Annotated in this window: 18 protein-coding genes; 11 read left to right on the top strand and 7 right to left on the bottom strand. The window is 72.5% G+C overall.

Going from position 1 to position 20,340, the window contains the following annotated elements:
- Nucleotides 1-120 precede the first annotated feature (120 nt).
- The 6 genes from scy to AB0K80_RS30405 all read left to right on the top strand — a co-directional run bounded on the left by scy (nucleotide 121) and on the right by AB0K80_RS30405 (nucleotide 9,334).
- Entirely contained in the window at nucleotides 121-4,101 is a 3,981-nt protein-coding gene (gene scy, locus AB0K80_RS30430; RefSeq protein WP_365675195.1) for a polarized growth protein Scy, read from the top strand.
- Nucleotides 4,102-4,284: 183 nt separating this feature from the next.
- Nucleotides 4,285-5,223 carry a cellulose-binding protein gene (locus AB0K80_RS30425; protein ID WP_365675194.1) on the top strand — a complete coding sequence of 313 codons (939 nt, stop codon included), beginning with the start codon at nucleotides 4,285-4,287 and terminating at the stop codon, nucleotides 5,221-5,223.
- A gap of 96 nt (nucleotides 5,224-5,319) precedes the next feature.
- Nucleotides 5,320-6,267, top strand: a complete 948-nt coding sequence (locus AB0K80_RS30420) for an ABC transporter ATP-binding protein (protein WP_365675193.1) — start codon at nucleotides 5,320-5,322, stop codon at nucleotides 6,265-6,267.
- Between the two features lie 2 nt (nucleotides 6,268-6,269).
- Nucleotides 6,270-7,040, top strand: coding sequence for an ABC transporter permease (locus AB0K80_RS30415; protein WP_365675192.1), 771 nt, complete (start codon nucleotides 6,270-6,272; stop codon nucleotides 7,038-7,040).
- A gap of 123 nt (nucleotides 7,041-7,163) precedes the next feature.
- Entirely contained in the window at nucleotides 7,164-8,450 is a 1,287-nt protein-coding gene (locus AB0K80_RS30410; protein WP_365675190.1) for an ABC transporter ATP-binding protein, read from the top strand.
- On the top strand, nucleotides 8,447-9,334 hold the full coding sequence (locus tag AB0K80_RS30405; RefSeq protein WP_365675188.1) for an ABC transporter permease subunit: 888 nt from the start codon (nucleotides 8,447-8,449) through the stop codon (nucleotides 9,332-9,334). The genes AB0K80_RS30410 and AB0K80_RS30405 overlap by 4 nt, the downstream gene beginning before the upstream one ends.
- 6 nt (nucleotides 9,335-9,340) lie before the next feature.
- Here AB0K80_RS30405 and AB0K80_RS30400 read toward each other — a convergent pair whose 3' ends face one another.
- Nucleotides 9,341-9,673, bottom strand: coding sequence for an ATP/GTP-binding protein (locus AB0K80_RS30400; protein ID WP_365675186.1), 333 nt, complete (start codon nucleotides 9,671-9,673; stop codon nucleotides 9,341-9,343).
- Nucleotides 9,674-9,924: 251 nt separating this feature from the next.
- Here AB0K80_RS30400 and AB0K80_RS30395 point away from each other — a divergent pair, with 251 nt between their 5' ends.
- The gene (locus tag AB0K80_RS30395; RefSeq protein ID WP_365675184.1) at nucleotides 9,925-10,953 is read left to right on the top strand and encodes an LLM class flavin-dependent oxidoreductase; all 1,029 of its coding nucleotides are present in this window, start codon (nucleotides 9,925-9,927) and stop codon (nucleotides 10,951-10,953) included.
- 157 nt (nucleotides 10,954-11,110) lie between these two features.
- Here AB0K80_RS30395 and AB0K80_RS30390 read toward each other — a convergent pair whose 3' ends face one another.
- Nucleotides 11,111-11,503 carry an SCO5389 family protein gene (locus AB0K80_RS30390; protein ID WP_365675182.1) on the bottom strand — a complete coding sequence of 131 codons (393 nt, stop codon included), beginning with the start codon at nucleotides 11,501-11,503 and terminating at the stop codon, nucleotides 11,111-11,113.
- A gap of 242 nt (nucleotides 11,504-11,745) precedes the next feature.
- Between AB0K80_RS30390 and nucS the strand changes: the two genes are divergently transcribed.
- Nucleotides 11,746-12,417: an endonuclease NucS gene (gene nucS, locus AB0K80_RS30385; protein ID WP_365675180.1), complete on the top strand. Its 672-nt coding sequence runs from the start codon at nucleotides 11,746-11,748 to the stop codon at nucleotides 12,415-12,417.
- A gap of 115 nt (nucleotides 12,418-12,532) precedes the next feature.
- Here nucS and AB0K80_RS30380 read toward each other — a convergent pair whose 3' ends face one another.
- From AB0K80_RS30380 to AB0K80_RS30365, 4 genes are all read right to left on the bottom strand, one after another.
- Nucleotides 12,533-15,076, bottom strand: coding sequence for an ATP-binding protein (locus tag AB0K80_RS30380; protein WP_365675178.1), 2,544 nt, complete (start codon nucleotides 15,074-15,076; stop codon nucleotides 12,533-12,535).
- A gap of 289 nt (nucleotides 15,077-15,365) precedes the next feature.
- Nucleotides 15,366-15,689 (bottom strand): STAS domain-containing protein, encoded by a 324-nt coding sequence (locus AB0K80_RS30375; RefSeq protein ID WP_365675173.1) that lies wholly within the window; start codon nucleotides 15,687-15,689, stop codon nucleotides 15,366-15,368.
- A gap of 173 nt (nucleotides 15,690-15,862) precedes the next feature.
- Complete coding sequence (locus tag AB0K80_RS30370) at nucleotides 15,863-16,711, bottom strand: 3-hydroxyacyl-CoA dehydrogenase family protein (protein WP_365675171.1); 849 nt, start codon at nucleotides 16,709-16,711, stop codon at nucleotides 15,863-15,865.
- A gap of 124 nt (nucleotides 16,712-16,835) precedes the next feature.
- A complete protein-coding gene (locus AB0K80_RS30365; RefSeq protein ID WP_365675169.1) occupies nucleotides 16,836-17,477 on the bottom strand; it encodes a TetR/AcrR family transcriptional regulator in 642 nt (213 codons plus the stop codon).
- Nucleotides 17,478-17,556: 79 nt separating this feature from the next.
- On the opposite strand from AB0K80_RS30365, the gene AB0K80_RS30360 reads away from it, so the two are divergent.
- Genes AB0K80_RS30360 through AB0K80_RS30350 form a run of 3 tightly spaced genes read left to right on the top strand, consistent with a single transcriptional unit; the run spans nucleotide 17,557 to nucleotide 19,686 of the window.
- Nucleotides 17,557-18,339, top strand: a complete 783-nt coding sequence (locus tag AB0K80_RS30360) for an ATP-binding cassette domain-containing protein (RefSeq protein ID WP_365675167.1) — start codon at nucleotides 17,557-17,559, stop codon at nucleotides 18,337-18,339.
- An 11-nt stretch (nucleotides 18,340-18,350) separates the two neighbouring features.
- Nucleotides 18,351-19,100, top strand: a complete 750-nt coding sequence (locus tag AB0K80_RS30355) for an ABC transporter permease (protein WP_365675165.1) — start codon at nucleotides 18,351-18,353, stop codon at nucleotides 19,098-19,100.
- 13 nt (nucleotides 19,101-19,113) lie between these two features.
- On the top strand, nucleotides 19,114-19,686 hold the full coding sequence (locus AB0K80_RS30350) for a cob(I)yrinic acid a,c-diamide adenosyltransferase (protein WP_365675163.1): 573 nt from the start codon (nucleotides 19,114-19,116) through the stop codon (nucleotides 19,684-19,686).
- Nucleotides 19,687-19,722: 36 nt separating this feature from the next.
- Here the strand turns inward: AB0K80_RS30350 and AB0K80_RS30345 are convergent, their stop codons facing one another.
- Nucleotides 19,723-20,301, bottom strand: coding sequence for a hypothetical protein (locus AB0K80_RS30345; RefSeq protein ID WP_365675161.1), 579 nt, complete (start codon nucleotides 20,299-20,301; stop codon nucleotides 19,723-19,725).
- Nucleotides 20,302-20,340 lie beyond the last annotated feature (39 nt).

The raw sequence follows: 20,340 nt of genomic DNA, 5'->3' as shown, positions 1-20,340 counted from the left end.
CGCGGGGGCAGCAGCCCATGCTCCGCCGTTGATCTGACACCATTCCCCGGGGGCCCCGTTCGGCGGATGGACGGAGCTCGTTGGAGAGACTTGCGACCAGGGGACGGATGGGACCGCGCAGTGCGGGGCTACGAGAGCCAGGAGCGAGAGCCGGCGGCTGACGTCGACCACCTCTCTCGGTTCGAAGCCGAGATGAAGCGGCTGAAGACCGAGCGGGAAAAGGCGATCCAGCACGCCGAGGACCTCGGCTACCAGGTCGAGGTGCTGCGCGCCAAGCTGCACGAGGCGCGGCGCACCATCATGTCCCGGCCCGCGTTCGACGGCGGCGACATCGGCTGGCAGGCCGAGCAGTTGCTGCGCAACGCGCAGATGCAGGCCGACCAGATCCGCGCGGACGCAGAGCGGGAGCTGAGCCAAGCCCGGGCGCAGACCCAGCGCATCCTCCAGGAGCACGCCGAGCAGGCCGCCCGGCTCCAGGCCGAGCTGCACCAGGAGGCCGTGACCCGGCGCCAGCAGCTGGACCAGGAGCTGGCCGAGCGCCGGCAGACCGTCGAGTCGCACGTCAACGAGAACGTGGCGTGGGCCGAGCAGCTGCGCGCCCGCACCGAGCAGCAGGCCCGCCGCCTGCTGGAGGAGTCCCGCGCCGAGGCCGAGCAGGCCCTGGCCCAGGCCCGCGCGGAGGCCGAGCGGCTGACCGCGGAGGCCCGCCAGCGGCTGCAGAGCGAGGCCGAGGCGGCCCGCGCGGAGGCCGAGCAGCTGCTGCGCCGCGCCCGCGCGGACGCCGAACGGCTGCTGAACGCCGCCTCCACGCAGGCCCAGGAGGCCACCGACCACGCAGAGCAGCTGCGGACGTCCACGGTCACCGAGTCGGAGGCCGCGCGCCGCCAGGCCCAGGAACTGAGCCGGGCCGCCGAGCAGCGCATGGCCGAGGCCGACGCGGCGCTGCGCGAGGCCCGCTCCGAGGCCGAGAAGCTGGTCGCGGAGGCGAAGGAGGCCGCGTCCAAGGCGCTCGCCACCGCGGAGGCGGCCAACGAGACCCGTACGCGTACGGCCAAGGAGCAGGTCGCCCGGCTGGTCGAGGAGGCCACCAAGGAGGCCGAGGCCACCAAGGCGGAGGCCGAGCAGCTGGTGGCCGACGCCCGCGCCGAGGCCGAGAAGATGCTCGCCGAGGCCGCCGAGAAGGCCCGCAGCATCACCGCCGAGGAGGCCGCGACCCAGCTGTCCAAGGCGGCCAGGACCGCCGAGGAGGTGCTCAACAAGGCCTCCGAGGACGCCAAGAAGACCACCAAGGCCGCGGCCGAGGAGGCCGAGCGGATCCGCAAGGAGGCCGAGGCCGAGGCGGACCGGCTGCGCGCCGAGGCGCACGACATCGCCGAGCAGCTCAAGGGCGCGGCGAAGGACGACACCAAGGAGTACCGCGCCAAGACCGTCGAGCTGCAGGAGGAGGCCCGCCGGCTGCGCGGCGAGGCCGAGCAGCTGCGCGCCGAGGCCGTCGAAGAGGGCGAGAAGATCCGCGCCGAGGCCCGCAAGGAGGCCGTGGCGCAGATCGAGGAGGCGGCCAAGACCGCCGAGGAACTGCTCGCCAAGGCCAAGGCCGACGCGGACGAACTGCGCACCACCGCCCAGAGCGACAGCGAGAAGGTGCGTACCGAGGCCATCGAGCGCGCCACGACGCTGCGCCGGCAGGCCGAGGAGACCCTCCAGCGCACCCGCCAGGAGGCCGAGCGGCACCGCGAGGAGGTCGTCGAGCAGGCCGAGGCCCTCAAGGCCGACGCCGAGCGGGCCGCGCGCGAGCTGCGCGAGGAGACCGAGCGGGCCATGGCGGCCCGGCAGGCGGAGGCCGCCGAGGAGCTGACGCGGCTCCAGAAGGAGGCAGAGGAGCGGCTGTCGGCCGCCGAGCAGGCGCTGACCGAGGCCCGCGAGGAGGCGTCCCGGATCCGCCGGGAGGCCGCCGAGGAGACCGAGCGGCTGCGCGCCGAGGCCGCCGAGCGGATCCGTACGCTGCGCCGGCAGGCCGAGGAGGAGGCCGACCGGCTGCGCACCGAGGCGGCGTCCGACGCGTCGGCCTCGCGCGCCGAGGGCGAGGCGATCGCCGTACGTCTGCGCTCGGAGGCCGCGGCCGAGGCCGAGCGGCTGAAGTCGGAGGCGCAGGAGACCGCCGACCGGGTCCGCGCCGAGGCGCAGGCCGCCGCCGAGCGGCTTGCCACCGAGGCGTCCGAGACACTGGCCGCCGCCCAGGAGGAGGCGGTCCGGCGCCGCCGCGAGGCCGAGGAACTCCTCGGTTCCGCCCGGCAGGAGGCGGACCAGGAGCGTGAACGCGCCCGCGAGCAGAGCGAGGAGCTGCTGGCCTCGGCGCGCAAGCGCGTGGAGGAGGCCGAGGCCGAGGCGGTGCGCCTGGTCGAGGAGGCCGACCGGCGCGCCACCGAGATGGTCTCGGCCGCCGAGCAGCACGCCCAGCAGGTCCGTGACTCCGTCGCCGGGCTGCACGAACAGGCCCAGGAGGAGATCGCCGGGCTGCGGTCCGCCGCCGAGCACGCCGCGGAGCGCACCCGCCGGGAGGCCGAGGAGGAGGCGGACCGGGTCCGCACCGACGCCTACGCCGAGCGGGAGCGGGCCACCGAGGACGCCAACCGGGTGCGCCGGCAGGCCCGGGAGGAGTCGGAGGCCGCCACGGCGCTCGCCGAGCGCACGATGTCCGAGGCCCTCGCGGAGGCCGAGCGGATCCGTACGGATGCCGCCGAGCACGCCCAGCGGGTGCGTACGGAGGCCTCCGACGCGCTCGCCGAGGCCGACCAGGCCGCCGCGCGCACCCGGGCGGACGCCCGCGAGGACGCCAACCGCATCCGCTCGGAGGCGGCGCAGCAGGCGGACACCCTCATCTCCGAGGCGCGCAACGAGGCCGAGCGGCTCACCACGGAGACCGTCGCCGAGGCCGACCGGCTGCGTTCGGAGACCATCGCCGAGACCGACCGGCTGCGTTCGCAGACCGTCGCGGAGGCCGAGCGCGTGCGCACCGAGGCGCTCGCCGAGGCCGAGCGGGTGCGCGGCGAGGCGGCCGGTGAGGCCGAGCGGCTGCGCACGGAGTCCGTCGCCCAGGCCGAGCAGCTGCTCGAGGACGCCACCGCGGAGGCGGAGCGGCTGCGCGCCGAGGCCGCCGAGACGGTCGGTTCCGCGCAGGCGCACGCCGAGCGCGTCCGCACCGAGGCCGAGCGCGTCAAGGCCGACGCCGAGGCGGAGGCGGAGCGGCTGGTGGCCACCGCCCGCGAGGAGGCCGAGCGCACCCTGGACGAGGCCCGCAAGGACGCCAACAAGCGGCGCAGCGAGGCGGCCGAGCAGGTGGACAAGCTCATCACGCAGACCACCGCGGAGGCCGACAAGCTGCTCACCGAGGCGCAGCAGCAGGCCCTGAAGACCACCGCGGACGCCGAGGCGCAGGCCGACACGATGGTCGGCGCGGCCCGCAAGGAGGCCGACCGGATCGTCACCGAGGCCACCGTGGAGGGCAACTCCCTGGTGGAGAAGGCCCGTACGGACGCCGACGAGCTGCTGGTCGGTGCCCGCCGGGACGCCACGCAGATCCGGGAGCGCGCCGAGGAGCTGCGCGACCGCATCACCAGCGAGATCGAGGAGCTGCACGAGCGGGCCCGCCGGGAGGCCGCCGAGACGATGAAGTCCACCGGCGACCGCTGCGACGCGCTGATCAAGGCCGCCGAGGAGCAGCTCGCCAAGGCCGAGGCGAAGGCGAAGGAGATCGTCTCCGAGGCCAACTCCGAGGCGGGCAAGGTCCGGATCGCCGCGGTGAAGAAGGCCGAGGGCCTGCTGAAGGAGGCCGAGCAGAAGAAGGCCACCCTCATCAAGGAGGCCGAGGAGCTCAAGGCCGAGGCGATCCGCGAGGCCCGGCGCACGGTCGAGGAGGGCAAGCGCGAGCTGGAGATCCTGGTGCGCCGCCGGGAGGACATCAACGCCGAGATCTCCCGGGTCCAGGACGTCCTGGAGGCGCTGGAGTCCTTCGAGGCGCCGTCGGCCGGCAAGGACAACGGGGTCAAGGCGGGGGCCACGGCGGGCGCAACCCGATCGGGTGGCAAATCGTCAGAAAGCTAGCGCGAAGGGGTGAATCCGGTGTCTGCTGGGGCCTTTGACCAAGTCTTTGGCAAGCTATCCACGGGTTAGCCACTCAAAAGGGGTGTCATTCTCCAGATCAAACGCGCATCCGCTCGATGACACACCGCTTCGGCCCCTAGGATTCCACCTATCACCTCACCGGTCTCATTCGACAGGAACCCCATGAGCGACACTTCCCCCTACGGCTTCGAGCTTGTGCGGCGTGGGTACGACCGCGCTCAGGTGGACGAACGTATCTCCAAGCTCGTCTCCGACCGTGACAGCGCTCTCGCCCGCATCACCGCTCTGGAGAAGCGCATCGAGGAGCTCCACCTCGAGACGCAGAACGCACAGGCCCAGATCAGCGACGCCGAGCCGTCCTACGCGGGTCTCGGCGCGCGTGTGGAGAAGATCCTCCGCCTCGCCGAGGAAGAGGCGAAGGACCTGCGTGAGGAGGCCCGGCGCGCGGCCGAGCAGCACCGCGAGCTCGCCGAGTCGGCCGCCCAGCAGGTGCGCAACGACGCCGAGTCCTACGCCGCCGAGCGCAAGGCCAAGGCCGAGGACGAGGGCCTGCGGATCGTCGAGAAGGCCAAGAGTGACGCGGCCCAGCTGCGGGCCGAGGCCCAGAAGGACGCGCAGTCCAAGCGCGAGGAGGCGGACGCCCTCTTCGAGGAGACCCGGGCCAAGGCCGCGCAGGCCGCCGCGGACTTCGAGACGAACCTCGCCAAGCGCCGCGAGCAGTCCGAGCGCGACCTGGCGTCCCGTCAGGCCAAGGCCGAGAAGCGCCTGGCCGAGATCGAGCACCGCGCCGAGCAGCTGCGCCTGGAGGCCGAGAAGCTGCGCACCGACGCCGAGCGCCGTGCCCGCCAGACGGTGGAGACCGCCCAGCGCCAGGCCGAGGACATCGTGGCCGACGCCAACGCCAAGGCCGACCGGATCCGTTCGGAATCCGAGCGCGAGCTGGCGGCGCTCACCAACCGCCGCGACTCCATCAACGCCCAGCTGACGAACGTGCGCGAGATGCTCGCCACGCTCACCGGCGCGGCGGTGGCCGCGGCCGGCACGCCGTCCACGGACGACGAGCCGATCTCCCGCGGGGTCCCGGCCCAGCAGTCCCGGTAACACCCCGGGATACGGCGGCTGAAAACCGCCTGAGCATCGCGAAGCCCTCTGCCACTGCGGTGGCAGAGGGCTTCGTCGCGTTCTAGCGTGGGCGGCATGATCGAGCTGGAGGGGCTGACCAAGCGGTACGGCGAGAAGGTGGCGGTGAACAACCTGACCTTCACCGTCAGACCGGGCATCGTGACGGGCTTCCTCGGACCGAACGGGGCCGGCAAGTCCACGACCATGCGGATGATCCTCGGTCTCGACCGGCCGACCGCCGGCGACGTCCGCATCGACGGCAAGCACTACGACCAGCTCAAGGACCCGCTCACCTCCATCGGCGCCCTGCTGGAGGCCAAGGCCTGGCACCCCGGGCGCAGCGCCTACAACCACCTGCTGTGCCTGGCGCAGAGCAACGGCATCCCCAGGCAGCGGGTGGACGAGGTGCTGGAGACGGTCGGGCTGACGGCGGTCGCGCGCAAGAAGACCAAGGGCTTCTCGATGGGCATGGGGCAGCGGCTGGGCATCGCCGCCGCGCTGCTCGGCGACCCGCGGATCCTGATGTTCGACGAGCCGGTCAACGGCCTCGACCCCGAGGGCATCCACTGGATCCGCACGCTGATGAAGTCCCTGGCGGCGCAGGGCCGGACGGTGTTCGTCTCCAGCCACCTCATGAGCGAGATGGCGCTGACCGCCGACCACCTGGTCGTCATCGGGCAGGGGCGGCTGCTCGCGGACACGTCCATGGCCGACTTCATCGAGCGCAACTCACGCTCGTACGTACGGATCCGCACCCCGCAGCGGGAGCGGCTGCTGGACGCGCTGCACGAAGCCGGGATCACGGCCGTGCAGACGGGCGACGGGGTGCTGGAGGTGAGCGGCGGCAAGGCCGAGCACATCGGGGAGCTGGCGGCGCGGCACCAGATCACCCTGCACGAGCTGAGCCCGCAACAGGCCTCGCTGGAGGAGGCGTTCATGCGCCTGACCGCGGAGTCGGTGGAGTACCACGCACACGCACAGGCTCCCGCGCAGCAGTGGGGCGAGGGCTGGAGGAAGGGCTGAGCATGGCGGCGACCCAGGTCATCCGGTCGGAGTGGACCAAGATCCGTTCCGTGGCGTCCACGGTGTGGACGCTCTCCCTGGCGGTGGTGGTCACCATCGCCCTCGGCATGCTGATCTCGGCCCTGTCCAAGCACGAGTTCGACAACATGAGCGCGCGGGACCGGTCCGAGTTCGACCCGACGTTCATCAGCTTCGCGGGGATGAGTCTCGGCCAGCTCGCGATGATCGTGTTCGGTGTGCTGGTGGTGTCCAACGAGTACAGCACCGGCATGATCCGCAGCTCGCTGGCCGCCGTGCCGCAGCGCGGCACCTTCCTGTTCAGCAAGATCGCGGTCGCCACCGCTCTGGCCCTGGCCGTCGGCATGGCCACCAGCTTCGCCGCCTTCTTCCTCGGCCAGGCGATGCTGGGCGAGCACCGCACGTCGCTCGGCGAGCCCGGGGTGCTGCGCGCGGTCATCGGCGGCGGGCTCTACATGACGCTCATCGCGGTGTTCTCGATGGGCGTCGCCGCGATGCTGCGCTCCCCCATGCTGTCGCTGGGCATCCTGATGCCGTTCTTCTTCCTGGTCTCCAACATCCTCGGCAACGTCGACGCCACGAAGAAGGTCGGCCAGTACCTGCCCGACCAGGCCGGCAGCGCGATCATGCAGGTGGTCAGCCCGGTCGGCGACGACCGGCCGTACGGTCCCTGGGGCGGCCTGGGGATCATGGCGCTGTGGGTGCTGGCCGCGCTCGCGGGCGGTTTCCTCCTGCTGAAGAAGCGCGACGCGTAGGGCGGGGCGGCCCGGCGTGACCTTTTACCTGCTCTTGGGCGGAACCGTCAGCGCCTGGATATCCTCCTAACCCTTACGGGGGCGTGTGCCCCGCTGTCCTGAACCTTGCGATGGGTGCGGAGCATGATCGAAGCAGTCGGCCTGACCAAGCGCTACGGCGACAAGACCGCTGTGTACAACCTTTCCTTCCAGGTGCGGCCGGGAGCCGTCACCGGCTTCCTCGGGCCGAACGGCTCGGGCAAGTCGACGACCATGCGGATGATCCTCGGCCTGGACAACCCCACCGCGGGGCAGGTGACCATCGGCGGCTTCCCGTACCGCAAGCTGCCCAACGCCCCCCGCCAGGTCGGCGCCCTGCTGGACGCCAAGGCCGTGCACGGCGGCCGCTCCGCCCGCAACCACCTGCTCTCCCTCGCCCAGCTGTCCGGTATCCCGGCCCGCCGGGTCGACGAGGTGCTCGGGGTCGTCGGCCTGCAGGACGTGGCCAGGAGGCGCTCCAAGGGCTTCTCCCTCGGCATGGGCCAGCGGCTCGGCATCGCCGCCGCGCTGCTCGGTGATCCGCAGGTGCTGCTGTTCGACGAGCCGGTCAACGGCCTCGACCCCGAGGGCATCCTCTGGGTGCGGAACCTGATGAAGGCCCTGGCGGCGGAGGGCCGGACGGTGTTCGTCTCCAGCCACCTGATGAGCGAGATGGCGCTCACCGCCGACCACCTCATCGTCATCGGGCGGGGGCAACTGCTCGCCGACATGAGTGTGAAGGACTTCATTTCGGCCAACTCCGCCGGCTTCGCTCGCGTCCGCACCCCCGACACCGAGCCGCAGCAGCGCGAGAAGCTGTCGACGGCGCTCACCGAGGCCGGCGGCCAGGTGCTGCCCGAGCAGGACGGCGCGCTGCGCGTCACCGGCCTGCCGCTGCCGCGCATCAGCGACATCGCGCACGAGGCCGACGTACGGCTGTGGGAGCTGTCACCGCATCAGGCCTCGCTGGAGGAGGCGTACATGCGGATGACGCAGAGCGTGGTCGACTACCGCTCCACCACCGACCAGAAGGCCGGGCTCCAGCAGCCCCTGCCGCCCGGTGTGCAGCCGCCGATGCCGGTGCCCGGGCAGGGCCAGCCCGGCTGGTACGCCCCGCCGCCGCCCCAGCAGACCGGGCAGCCGTATCCGGCGCCGCAGGCCCCGGCCGGGCCGTACGGCGCTCCGGTGACGCCGGGTCCGGACGGCCCGGGTGATGCCAACCCGTACGCCCAGCCCGCCCCTCAGGCGCCGCAGCCCCCGGCGCAGTCGCCCGCCCCGCAGCCCCCGGCCCAGCAGGCCGCTCCTGAGCCGCCGTCCGCTCCGGAGCAGGCGCCCGCCGCCGCTCCGTCCGCCGCCCCGACCGACCTGACCAAGTCCGAGGACGCCCGATGAGCACGCCCCAGCCCCCGATGCCCCAGGCCGCTCCCACCTGGCAGGCCACGCCCGGTGCGCCGTATCCCGCCTCCGGCTCGGCGTATCCCACGTACACCTCGCCGATCCCGGTGGTGCGCACGCATCTCGGGCACGCGATCGCCTCGGAGTGGACGAAGATCAAGTCGGTGCGCTCCACGATGTGGACGCTCGGCGTCTTCCTCCTGCTCGTGGTCGGCATCGGGGTGCTCACCGGGCTGGTGGTGGCCGGGTCCGACCCCGCCGAGGTCGGTGAGAACACGCTGGGCCTGGGCTTCTTCGGCCTGCTGCTCGGCAGCATCTGCATCATCACGCTGGGCGTGCTGACCACGGCCTCCGAGTACGGCACCGGCATGATCCGCACCACGATGACCGCGTGCCCGAGCCGGGGTCGGGTGCTGGCCGCCAAGGCCATCGTCTTCTTCCTGGTCGCGTTCGTGGTGACACTGGTGTCCGCCTCGCTCGTCGCCTTCCTCCACGTGACGATGCTGGAGGGCGAGGTCAGGTCGCCCTCCGGGCAGCAGTGGCTGAAGGGGACGGTCGGTGTCTCGCTCTACATCGCCCTGCTGGGGACGGTCTCGCTCGCCATCGGCTCGATCATCCGGCACTCCGCGGGCGCCATCACCGTCATGATCGGCGCGGTGCTCGCCCCGCTGGTGATCGCACTGTTCATGTTCTCGCAGTCCCTGGAGGACGTACGCCAGTTCCTGCTGGAGTACTCGATCCCGAACCAGCTCGGCGTCTTCTACGCCAACTCCCTCACCCAGTCCGGCCCGTCCGGCTGGGACCCCCTGTGGATCATGCTCGGCGTGACCGCCGCCGCGTTCGCCGGCGCCTACGCGCTGCTGGAGAAGCGGGACGTGTGAACCGGGTCAGAACCTGGGCGCGTTACGGGACCGCTGCACCCGCGTGGTGCGGCGGTCCTTCGCGTTCCAGCAGGCCTTGTGCCAGTGCCGGCGGTCGTCGACGCCCGCGTACGACGGCCAGGCCACCACGTGCGGCACCCCGTCCGGGATCAGCTGGTCGCAGCCGGGGCAGCGATAGGACTTGCCCCGCGCGCTCGCTCCCGCCACGTGCCGCACGCTCCAGTCCTCGCCCTGCCAGCTCTCCGAGGACTGCCAGCCGCCGTAGCGGCCGGGACGGTCGTCCTCGGCGCTCCGGCCGGACGAACCGGCGCCCTTGGGTCGGTTGCGACGCGGGGACACGGGACACCTCACGGGGGCTGTACGGGAACCGGGTCGCCGACCAGCCTACGCGGCGCGGACCGGGGTAGGCGTACGCCACCCGGCACCGCACACCCCCCGCGACGGCGTGCGGAGCCCCTCGCGCTCCCCGGCCCGCCGGCCCATTTGGCAGACAATCCGCAAAATCAGCCGCCCGGCCGTGTCCTCGGCACGTGTCGGGCGGTTATGCCTGTGGGGGAGCTCCCTGTCGGAGCCAAGGAAGCAGGAAAGCGATGCGCGTTGGAAGTTTCGTGTTGGCGGCCCGGTTCCCCGGGCAGGGCGAGGGGGAGGCCCTGCACCGGGCGGTCCGCTCGGCCGAGGTGGCCGAGGAGGCCGGGCTCGACACGGTCTGGCTGGCCGAGCACCACTTCGTGCCGTACGGCACGTGCCCGTCGGCCGTCACCCTGGCCGCCCTGCTGCTGGGCCGCACCCGCCGTATCCGGGTCGGCACGGCGGTCAGCGTGCTGTCCACCACCCACCCCGTGACCCTCGGCGAACAGGCCGCGCTGCTGCACCACACCAGCGGCGGCCGATTCACGCTGGGGGTGGGCCGGGGCGGCCCCTGGGTGGACTTGGAGGTGTTCGGCACCGGCCTGGAGGCCTACGAGACGGGGTTCCCGGAATCACTCGATCTGCTGGTGCGCTGGCTGCGCGAGCCCTCTGTGGCGGCCGACGGGAAACGCTTCCGCTTCCGCGAAGTCCCGGTCGTGCCACGGCCGTCGGAGGCGCTGACCCAGGCCCAGGGGCCCGAGGTCGTCGTCGCCTGCACCTCCCCGGCGAGCGTGCGGCTGGCCGCCGAGCGCGGGCTGCCGATGCTGCTCGGGATGCACGTCGGGGACGAGGAGAAGGCGGACATGGTCGCCCTGTGGCGGCAGCACGCGCGCGCGTGCGGGCTGCCCGCGGAGCAGATCCACGGCGCGGACCATGTGTCGGCCGGTGTCTGCCAGATCGCGGACCGGCGCACGGACGCGGTGGAGACGCTGACGAAGGCGATGCCGGGCTGGCTGAAACAGGGCCTGGAGGCCCATGTCACGGTGGACGGCCGCGCCCGCTCCATGCGCGACCCGCTGGCCTACACCGAACTGCTCTGCGGGCTGCACCCGGTGGGCCCGCCCCGGCTGTGCGCCGACCGGCTCGCGGCGACCAGCGAGCGGACCGGCATCTCCCGTTTCGCGCTGCTCGTCGAGGGTTCCGGAGACCTGGCGGCCACCGAGGAGAACGTACGGCGGCTCGGCGCCGAGGTGCTCCCCCACCTGAGGTGACCCGGCCGGGGCCGGACCCGCCGGCGGGCCGGACGGCCCGGGTCGACGCCCTCGTCCCCCGAGCGACGCGCGCCTCTCGGGGGACGTCACGGAAAGCCTGCCGCCCCGGTACCGACTGCACCTCCCGGGTACGGAGCGGCGGAGACAAAGGTCTGCGTCAGCAGTCGCGCAGTTCCGGCGACTGGTTCAGCAGCTGACTGCGGACCGAGGTGAAACGTGCCAGCGTCTCGTCGACCGAGGAGTCAAGCGGGAACACCGCCACCCGGTGGCAGTTCTGGAAGGCCAGCCGCACACCGAAATGCCGTTGCAGCGCGCCGCGTATCGCGTCACTCGCGAGCGCACGCAGCAGCTGACCGCGCGCCTGCTCGTCCGGCGGGGGCGTCTGGTTGTCGGCGAAGTCACCGCCGTCCACCTTCAGCTGGGCCACCAGGGAGCTGATCATCTCCCACGCGTAGGGCAGGGAGGTCCGGACGCAGTCGACGAATGCTGCTTCGTCGACCTCGCCTCGCTCGGCCTGATCGAGTAGGGCCGGTGAGACGTCGAGCGACATGGGTTCTCCTCTCGCACCCCCGACCAGCAGGGGTTGCCGGACAGATAAGGGAGTTCGCGCTGTCAACACGCTGCGTACACATCTCGCGACCTCCCGTTCATAAGGTAAGCATCCGAGGAGGGCGGCACCAGGAAAATCCCCAGATGGGGAACTTCCTGTGGGCCGGTAATCGGCCACCGCCGAACACGTGTTTTCCAGGGCGAATCGCGTGCAGCCCGGGGCGTCGAGTAGCGTTGCCGACCATGCGTCTCGTCATTGCCCGCTGCTCCGTGGACTACGCCGGGCGGCTCACCGCCCACCTTCCCTCGGCACCCCGCCTGATCCTGGTCAAGGCGGACGGCAGCGTCTCCATTCACGCTGATGACCGGGCTTACAAGCCTCTGAACTGGATGTCCCCGCCCTGCACGCTGAAGGAGGGCACCGGCGAGGAGGAGGGCGTCTGGACCGTCACCAACAAGGCGGGCGAGAAACTCATCATCACGATGGAGGAGATCCTGCACGACTCCACGCACGAACTGGGCGTGGACCCCGGCCTGATCAAGGACGGCGTGGAAGCGCACCTCCAGGAGCTGCTCGCCGACCGCATCGAGACGCTCGGCGAGGGCTACACCCTCATCCGCCGCGAGTACCCGACGGCCATCGGCCCGGTGGACATCCTGTGCCGCGACGCCGACGGGCAGACCGTGGCCGTGGAGATCAAGCGCCGCGGTGAGATCGACGGGGTGGAGCAACTCACCCGCTACCTGGAGCTGTTGAACCGCGACCCCCATCTCGCCCCGGTGCGCGGCATCTTCGCCGCCCAGGAGATCAAGCCCCAGGCCCGCGTGCTGGCGACCGACCGCGGCATCGGCTGCCAGGTCCTCGACTACGACGCGCTGCGGGGCATCGAGGACGACAAGCTGCGGTTGTTCTGAGCGGGAGTACGGCGTTCACCCCGGGCCGGGTCCGAGAAACGGACCCGGCCCGGTCGTGTGTACGGGCGGCGGAACGGGCGTGTCCTCGCCGCCGGCCCGCTGATGTGCCCAGACCTCAGATCACCTGGTCCGAGGTGCCGGGCGAACCGCCGCCGCTGACCGGCGCGCTCGCCGAGCTGCTCGTCTGCGCCGGGGCGCTGGAGGCCACCGGAGCGCTGGAGGCCGGGCCGCTGGCCGAGTTGGAGGTGGAGGGGGTCGACGACGGCGGCTCGGAGGTCGGCGGCTGGGACGTCGGCGCGGAGGTCGACGGGTCGGACGTGGGCGGTTTGGACGTCGACGGATCAGAGGTCGGCGGCTTGCTCGTCGACGACGGCTTCGGGGACGTAGGCGGCTTGCTCGTGGCCGGACCGCTCGGGTCCTGCGAACCGCTCGGGGTGCCCGAGGGGGCCGCCGATCCCGTCGCCGTCGGCGTCGGGTCGTCGGACGTGCCCGGCGTGCCGTCCGGGCCCGGGTCCGTCGGGCGGACGGCGGCCGCGCCGGTGTCGCCGCCGCCGTTCTTCGCGGGCCGGTCGGCGCCGAGGCTGCCGTCGTCGAGGCCCTGGCTGGCGGACGGGTTGGGGCCGACATGGTCGGACGGGGTGCCGGCGTCGTTGTCGGAGGTGGCGCCCAGGGTCACCACCGTGCCGAGCACGGCGACGAGCAGCGCACCCGCGCCGGCCCCGACGAGGTTGCGCCGGGCCATGCCCTTCAGCCCGCCCCGTGCCTTGCGCGAGGGCGCCTTGCCGGGCGGGACGGGCGCTGCGCGGTGGGTGACCAGGCCGGTGTCGGCGGGCGGCTGGAGCTCGGGGAACGCCGTCGGCGCGCCGCGCGGCGGCGAGGCCGGCTCCTCGTGCCGGGTGTCGAACAGCTCCTCCTCCGCCGGCGTGCCGAGGGCGAGCGGCATGCCCGAGCGGTCGGCGACCAGGGCGAGGGCGCGGCGCCCGGCGACCGTGCCGCGCTTGTCGGCGAGGGCGCCGCGCAGGCCGATGGAGGCCTCCAGTTCGGCGCGGGCCCGGTCGAGCTGTCCGCGGCACAGCGCGAGTATGCCGAGCTCGTGGTGGAAGTAGGCCTGTTCGCCGACGTCCCCGGCGAGCCGGGCGGCCTCGGCGCCGGCCCGCAGGGCCCGTTCCCAGGCGCTCCAGTGCAGTCCCGCGGCGAACGCGGGCGCCGCCGTACGGGCCAGCAGCACCGCGGTGCTCTCCTCGTCCTCGGCGGGCGGGGTGGTGGCCGGGACCAGCGCGGTGAGGGCGGCGAGCAGCGTGTCGGCCTCGGCGCACACGCGCTCGGGCGTGACGGAGGGGTGTCCGGCCCACCAGGCGTAGTGCCGGGCGGCGCTGCGGGCCCGGTCCTGGGCGTCGTCGGCGTACCCGGCGGCCTCCAGTTGCGTGAGCACCCCGGCGGCGAGCCGGTAGCGGGAGCCGACCGGGGAGACCAGGCCGCAGCCGGCCAGCTCGCCGAGCGCGGCGTCCGCGTGGGTGTCGCCGACCAGCGCGGGCAGATGCGCCTGGTGCGGCACCTCGCCGCCCAGGGCGACGGCGAAGCGCAGCGTGTCGCGGGCGGAGGCGCTCAGCCGGGAGGCGAGCAGCGGGGCGGGGGCGGCGGCCTCGCCGAGCGAGGGCAGCGGCACCTCGTCGCCCTCGGCGGCCCCGTATCCCACCACGTCGTCCGGGCGGGCGTCCTCGAAGACGCCGAACTCGTCGACGGCGCTGGTCCCGGCGCGCAGCCGGTCGCGCTGCCGCAGCAGGGCACCGGCCTGCACGAACCGCAGCGGCAGGCCCTCGGACTCGAACCACAGGTCGCCGGCCCAGTTGGCCTCCTCCTCGGTGAGGCGGCGGCCGACGGCGTGTTCCAGCAGGTCCAGCCCGGCCGCGCGGTCGAGGCCGGGCAGGACGACCTCCTCCACGCCCGAGCCGGCCGAGGGGGCCGGGACGTCGGGGGTGGCGCCCAGCAGGAAGGCGCACTCGGGGGTGGCCTCCAGCAGTTCGTCCAGGGCCGCGCCGCCGAACTCCAGGTCGTCCAGGACGACGACCGCGCCGATCCCGCGGAGGCAGGCGAGCAGCTGGTCGCGCTCGGGCCGGTGCAGGGGGGCGTTGTGGACCGCGTAGAACAGGTCGTACAGGACGTCGTCGGCGGTGCGGTGGTGGCCGCTGAGGCGGACCACGCCGTCGGGGGCGAGGTCCGCGCAGTCCTCGGCGACGGTGTCGAGCAGACGGGTGCGGCCGGAGCCGGCGGGGCCGGTGAGGCGTACGGAACGGCCGCGGGCGAGCAGACGTACGAGCTGCTCGCGCTCGTCCTGGCGGGCCAGCAGCGGCAGGGCGGGCCGGGCCGGGCCCGGCGGGACGGGCGGGCGGGCGGCGCGTTCGGTCTCGGCGCGCTCGGCCGTGGTGAGCTTGGCGGGCGGGCCGGGCCGTTCGGCGGGCGGGCAGGCCTCGATCTCGCTGCCGTCGACGGGGTTGACGGTGAGCAGGAAGTCGCCGGTGACGAGCTGCACCGTGCGGGCCGGCGCGGGCGCGTGCTGGCCGAAGTCGGAGGTGAGGGATTCCCTGGGCGGGCGCTGGCGCGGCGCGTGGCCGGCGCCGTCGTGGCCGTGCTCCTCGGGTCCCCGGGTGTTCGGGTCCATAGGTCCAAGCCCCCCAAAAGCGTCGTGTGCTGGTAGCCCCTCCCGGCCTTGCTGCACACCGCGCTGTCGCTTCTGGTCCGGGCCCGCCAGGGGTTGCAGGGCAGCGGGCAGCCGAACCCTAAACCTTCGCTCAGTATCTACGACAGTCCGGGGTACCGCGCCGTCCGAGACATCACAGTCTCGTGAGGATTGTGCGCGTCGCACGGTTCGCCGGCATCCGACCCCGGGTCTCCCCGGGCGCCCGGTTCACACCCGTTCGCGGTAACACGTGCGCAGCCGTGCGAAGGCGTCACACGCGGGGCAGGCTCTCCACCCCGATGCCTCCCTCGATCGCCAGGATCCGGTGCAGCCGGGTGGCCACCAGCAGGCGCTGCATCTGCGGCGGTACCCCGCGCAGCACGAGCCGCCGGCCGCAGCGGCCGGCCCGCCGGTGGGCCCCCATGATCACCCCGAGTCCGGTGGCGTCCCAGGAGTCCAGTTCGGACAGGTCGAGCACCAGGTCGCCGACTCCGTCGTCGACGGCCGAGTGCAGGACCGCACGGGCGTCCGCCGCGCTGCGGACGTCGAGGCGGCCCCCGACGACCAGCTCGGCGTGGTCGCCCCTGATGTGCATATGCGCTCCCGTGCGTGCGTCTGGTGACTCCGCGTTCTGATGCAGTTCCGGTGCAGTTTCCGATGCCGGTGATGCAACCTCTGACTGCCTGGCGGGCCCGGAGGTTGCCGTTTATGGGCGAACCGAGACCGAATTCACCCGGAGGTGTGATGGCCCTTGCGGTGTGTGCGGTTTCAGTGCTTGTAGAAGCCCTGCCCGCTCTTGCGACCGATGTCACCGGCGTCAACCATCCGGCGCATCAGCTCGGGAGCGGCGAACTTCTCGTCCTGGGACTCGGTGTAGATGTTGCTGGTGGCGTGCAGCAGGATGTCGACACCGGTCAGGTCCGCCGTCGCCAGCGGGCCCATGGCGTGCCCGAAGCCCAGCTTGCACGCCAGGTCGATGTCCTCGGCGCTGGCCACGCCCGACTCGTACAGCTTCGCGGCCTCGACGACGAGGGCGCAGATGAGGCGGGTGGTCACGAAGCCGGCGACGTCCCGGTTGACGACGATGCAGGTCTTGCCGACGGACTCGGCGAACTCCCGGGCCTTGGCGAGGGTTTCGTCGCTCGTCTTGTAGCCGCGCACCAGCTCGCACAGCTGCATCATCGGCACCGGCGAGAAGAAGTGCGTGCCGACGACGCGCTCCGGGCGCTCCGTCACGGCCGCGATCTTGGTGATCGGGATGGCGGAGGTGTTGGAGGCGAGGACGGCGTCGTCCTTCACGAGCTTGTCGAGTGCGCGGAAGATCTCGTGCTTGACCTCGAGCTTCTCGAAGACGGCCTCGACGACGACGTCCGCGTCGGCCGCGGCGTCCAGGTCGGTGGTCGCGGTGATCCGGGCCAGGGCGGCGTCGGCGTCGTGCGCCTCCATCCTGCCCTTGCTCACGAACTTGTCGTACGAGGCCTTGATGCCGTCGGTCCCGCGGGTGAGCGCCTCGTCGGTGACATCGCGCAGAACGACGTCCCAGCCCGCCTGCGCGGCGACCTGGGCAATACCGGAACCCATCAGTCCGGCCCCGATGACGGCGAGCTTCCGTGCCACTGTGCGACTCCCCTGATACGCGCTGCTGTTGTTTCTCCGGCGGACACTAGCGCTCGTGAGGGCCCGTGTGACCGGTAAGTAACGCGCGTCACGTCTCACATGACGGACATCACACCGGCAGGGGTCACCCCGCGCCACGTACGGCGTAGTTGAGCACCTTCTCGCTCAGCAGCTCCTCCATCTCGTCCAGCAGCACGAGCACCTGGCGCGAGACCTCGGCGGGCCTGCCGCCGGCCATCATGCGCCGGCCGATGTCGGCCATGACGGTGTGGTGCAGCCAGTTGACCTGACCGGCGATCAGGCCCGGCATGGGGTCCTCGGGCGCGGCGCCGGTCTCCTCGCGCAGGGTGTGCTCCAGGTTGTCGACGACCTCCTGGCCGATCGACCAGAGCCGGGAGCGCAGTGCGGGCGACTCATGAATCACCGTCATGAAACGGGCGTACCCGTCCATCAGCCCCACACGGGGCGAGACCGCCTCCACCTCGTCGCGCAGTTCGCGCAGCACCGCGGCAGCGGCCGACTCCCCGTCCCGCCGGCCGCGCACCCAGCGTGAGAGCCGGTCCACGACCTCACGGGAGCGGTCGAGGAAGAGGTCCTCCTTGGCGGGGAAGTAGTTGTAGACCGTGTTGACGGAGACGTTGGCGGCGTCCGCCACCTCCGCGACGGTCACGGCGTCGAAGCCGCGCTCGACGAACAGCGCCGTGGCGACATCCGAGATGTACTGCCTGGTCTGCCGCTTCTTGCGCTCCCTGAGTCCCTCGGCCATGCCCGCATCGTAGCTTCTTTGTGTGCACTGAAAACTTGGGGTCGTTGCAAAATTTCAATGACTCTGTTTTTCTGGGCGCATGACCATCATCAGTACGGCCGGTCTGGCCCGTACCTTCCGGAGCAGGCGCGGCCCGGTCGAGGCCGTGCGCGGCATCGACCTGACCGTCCGCGAGGGAGAGATCCTCGGCTTCCTCGGCCCGAACGGCGCCGGCAAGACGACGACCCTGCGCATGCTCACCACGCTGCTGGCGCCCACCGGCGGTGCGGCCACCATCGCCGGCCACGACCTGGCGACCGACCCGGCCGGGGTGCGGCGGGTGTGCGGGTACGTGGCGCAGTCGGGCGGCGTCGACCCGCAGGTCACCGTGCGGGAGGAGCTGGTCACCCAGGGCCGCCTGTACCGCCTGCCGAAGCCCCGGGCCGCCGAGCGCGCCGTGGAACTCGCCCGCGACCTGGACCTCACCGAGCTGCTCGACCGCCCGTGCGCCGCGCTCTCCGGCGGGCAGCGCCGCCGCCTGGACATCGCGATGGCGCTCACCCACCGCCCCAAGGTGCTCTTCCTCGACGAGCCGACGACCGGCCTGGACCCGGGCAGCCGGGCCGGCCTGTGGGACCTGGTGCGCGGGCTGCGCGACGAGCACGGCACGACCGTGTTCCTGACCACCCACTACCTCGACGAGGCCGACGCGCTCTCCGACCGGCTGGTCGTCGTGGACCAGGGCGTGGTCGTGGCCGAGGGCACGCCCAGCGCGCTCAAGCTCCGGTACGGCGGCTCGCTCGACGCCACGCTCCAGGACACGTTCCTCGCCATCACCGGCCGCACCGCCGAGCCGGCCGACGCCGCCCCCGTAGCCGTATAGGACACGACGACATGCTTGTGCACGACACCGCGCTCATCTACGGCCGCTACCTGCGCCAGTCCCTGCGGTCGCGCTTCGCCCTGCTCTTCGGCGTCCTGACACCGCTGCTGTACCTGATCTTCTTCGGCCCGCTGCTCACCGGCCTGCCGCTCGGCGCGCCCGGCAGCTCCTGGCAGGTGCTGGTCCCCGGCCTGCTGCTGCAACTCGGCCTGTTCGGAGCCTCCTTCGCGGGTTTCGGCATCATCGTCGAGCAGGGGCACGGGGTGGTGGAACGCCTGCGCGTCACGCCGGTCAGCCGCCTGGCCCTGCTGCTCGGCCGGGTCCTGCGGGAGGTCACGGTCTTCGTCTTCCAGGCGGTGCTGCTCGTGCTGGCGGCGGTGGCGATGGGCCTGCGGGCTCCCCTGCCCGGCGTCCTGATCGGCTTCGCCTTCGTCGCCCTGCTCACCGCCTCGCTGGCCTCGCTGTCGTACGCACTGGCCATGAGGCTGAGCACCCCGCAGACCTTCGGCCCGGCGGTCAACGCCCTGACCATGCCGTCCATGCTGCTGTCGGGCCTGATGCTGCCGATGTCCCTGGGCCCGGCCTGGCTGGACGTGCTCTCCCGCCTCATGCCGTTCCGCTACCTGGTCGACGCGGTGCGGGACGCGTACGTCGGCGCCTACGCGACCGCACACATGCTGTACGGCGCCCTCGTCGCCGTCGGCCTGACCGCGCTGGCCGTGACAGTGGGCACACGCGTCTTCCGTACGGCCGGGGCGTAACTACGCTGGGTGCATGGTCAATCTGACGCGCATCTACACCAGGACCGGCGACCAGGGCACCACCGCCCTCGGGGACATGAGCCGGGTCGCCAAGACCGACCTGCGCATCGCCGCGTACGCCGACGCCAACGAGGCCAACGCGGTGATCGGCACGGCGATCGCGCTGGGCGCTCTGGACGAGGAGATCGTCACGGTCCTCACCCGCGTGCAGAACGACCTGTTCGACGTGGGTGCGGACCTGTCGACGCCGGTCGTGGAGAACCCCGAGTACCCGCCCCTGCGGGTGGAGCAGTTCTACATCGACCGGCTGGAGGCGGACTGTGACCGCTTCAACGACAAGCTCGACAAGCTCCGTTCCTTCATCCTCCCGGGCGGCACCCCGGGCGCGGCCCTGCTCCACCAGGCCTGCACGGTCGTACGCCGGGCGGAGCGCTCGACGTGGGCGGCCCTCGAGGTGCACGGCGAGACGATGAACCCGCTCACCGCCACCTACCTCAACCGGCTCTCCGACCTGCTGTTCATCCTGGCCAGGACCGCGAACAAGGAGTCCGGGGACGTGCTGTGGGTGCCGGGCGGGGAGCGCTGAGGGCTGGTCGGGCGCACCGCATCACCCGGGTCCGGCTCAGCGGCGTGCTCCTTCCCGCTCGGGTGTGACCTCGGGCGGGTCCGCCGGTGCCCGCTTCGGCCAGACGGCGTACGTCAGGGCGACCAGTCCGTGGATGCCGGCCGCACGCCAGGCGACGTACCGCCAGCTCTCCAGGGAGGTCGTGCGGCTGGGGTCGTCGACGTACCAGATGGCGATCTGCAGCAGCGCGGTCGCCACGGCCGCGGCCGTCACCGTGCCCAGCCACACCCGGCCCTCGTACCGGGCCCGGGCCATGCCGTAGCGCGGGGGCTTCGGCGGAGGCGGGCCGCCGCCGATGCGGTGGGCGGCGTGGCCGTCGAGCCACCGCACCGTGCGGTGGCCGTGGCCGACGGTGTAGCCGATGTACAGCGCGGCCAGCCCGTGCTTCCCGCTCGGGTCGGCGCCGTTCTTCAGGTCCAGTGCGGTGACCACCAGCAGGACGACCTCCAGCAGCGGCTCGCACAGCAGCAGGGCGAGACCGGTACGCGGCATCCGCAGCAGATAGCGCACGGCCAAGCCGGCCGCCAGCAGCACCCAGAAACCGACCTCGCAGACGACGATCAGCGTGACGATCACGGCGCGCGCTCCTCCCGGCGGATGCGGTTCACCCCTCCA

Origin of the sequence: Streptomyces sp. NPDC052682, assembly GCF_040678435.1 — a bacterium.
In the GTDB taxonomy this organism is placed as follows: Bacteria; Actinomycetota; Actinomycetes; order Streptomycetales; family Streptomycetaceae; genus Streptomyces.
Note: the sequence above shows the minus strand (reverse complement) of the source record. Positions and strands in the feature narration are given on the sequence as shown.

Bases quoted from the DNA above. Each gene is read 5' to 3' on its own strand.
- AB0K80_RS30360 (WP_365675167.1), top strand. From the start codon at position 17,557: ATGACCATCATCAGTACGGCCGGTCTGGCCCGTACCTTCCGGAGCAGG.
- AB0K80_RS30375 (WP_365675173.1), bottom strand. From the start codon at position 15,689: ATGCACATCAGGGGCGACCACGCCGAGCTGGTCGTCGGGGGCCGCCTC.
- nucS (WP_365675180.1), top strand. From the start codon at position 11,746: ATGCGTCTCGTCATTGCCCGCTGCTCCGTGGACTACGCCGGGCGGCTC.
- AB0K80_RS30405 (WP_365675188.1), top strand. From the start codon at position 8,447: ATGAGCACGCCCCAGCCCCCGATGCCCCAGGCCGCTCCCACCTGGCAG.
- AB0K80_RS30365 (WP_365675169.1), bottom strand. From the start codon at position 17,477: ATGGCCGAGGGACTCAGGGAGCGCAAGAAGCGGCAGACCAGGCAGTAC.
- AB0K80_RS30355 (WP_365675165.1), top strand. From the start codon at position 18,351: ATGCTTGTGCACGACACCGCGCTCATCTACGGCCGCTACCTGCGCCAG.
- AB0K80_RS30410 (WP_365675190.1), top strand. From the start codon at position 7,164: ATGATCGAAGCAGTCGGCCTGACCAAGCGCTACGGCGACAAGACCGCT.
- AB0K80_RS30395 (WP_365675184.1), top strand. From the start codon at position 9,925: ATGCGCGTTGGAAGTTTCGTGTTGGCGGCCCGGTTCCCCGGGCAGGGC.
- AB0K80_RS30425 (WP_365675194.1), top strand. From the start codon at position 4,285: ATGAGCGACACTTCCCCCTACGGCTTCGAGCTTGTGCGGCGTGGGTAC.
- AB0K80_RS30350 (WP_365675163.1), top strand. From the start codon at position 19,114: ATGGTCAATCTGACGCGCATCTACACCAGGACCGGCGACCAGGGCACC.
- AB0K80_RS30380 (WP_365675178.1), bottom strand. From the start codon at position 15,076: ATGGACCCGAACACCCGGGGACCCGAGGAGCACGGCCACGACGGCGCC.
- AB0K80_RS30390 (WP_365675182.1), bottom strand. From the start codon at position 11,503: ATGTCGCTCGACGTCTCACCGGCCCTACTCGATCAGGCCGAGCGAGGC.
- AB0K80_RS30415 (WP_365675192.1), top strand. From the start codon at position 6,270: ATGGCGGCGACCCAGGTCATCCGGTCGGAGTGGACCAAGATCCGTTCC.
- AB0K80_RS30420 (WP_365675193.1), top strand. From the start codon at position 5,320: ATGATCGAGCTGGAGGGGCTGACCAAGCGGTACGGCGAGAAGGTGGCG.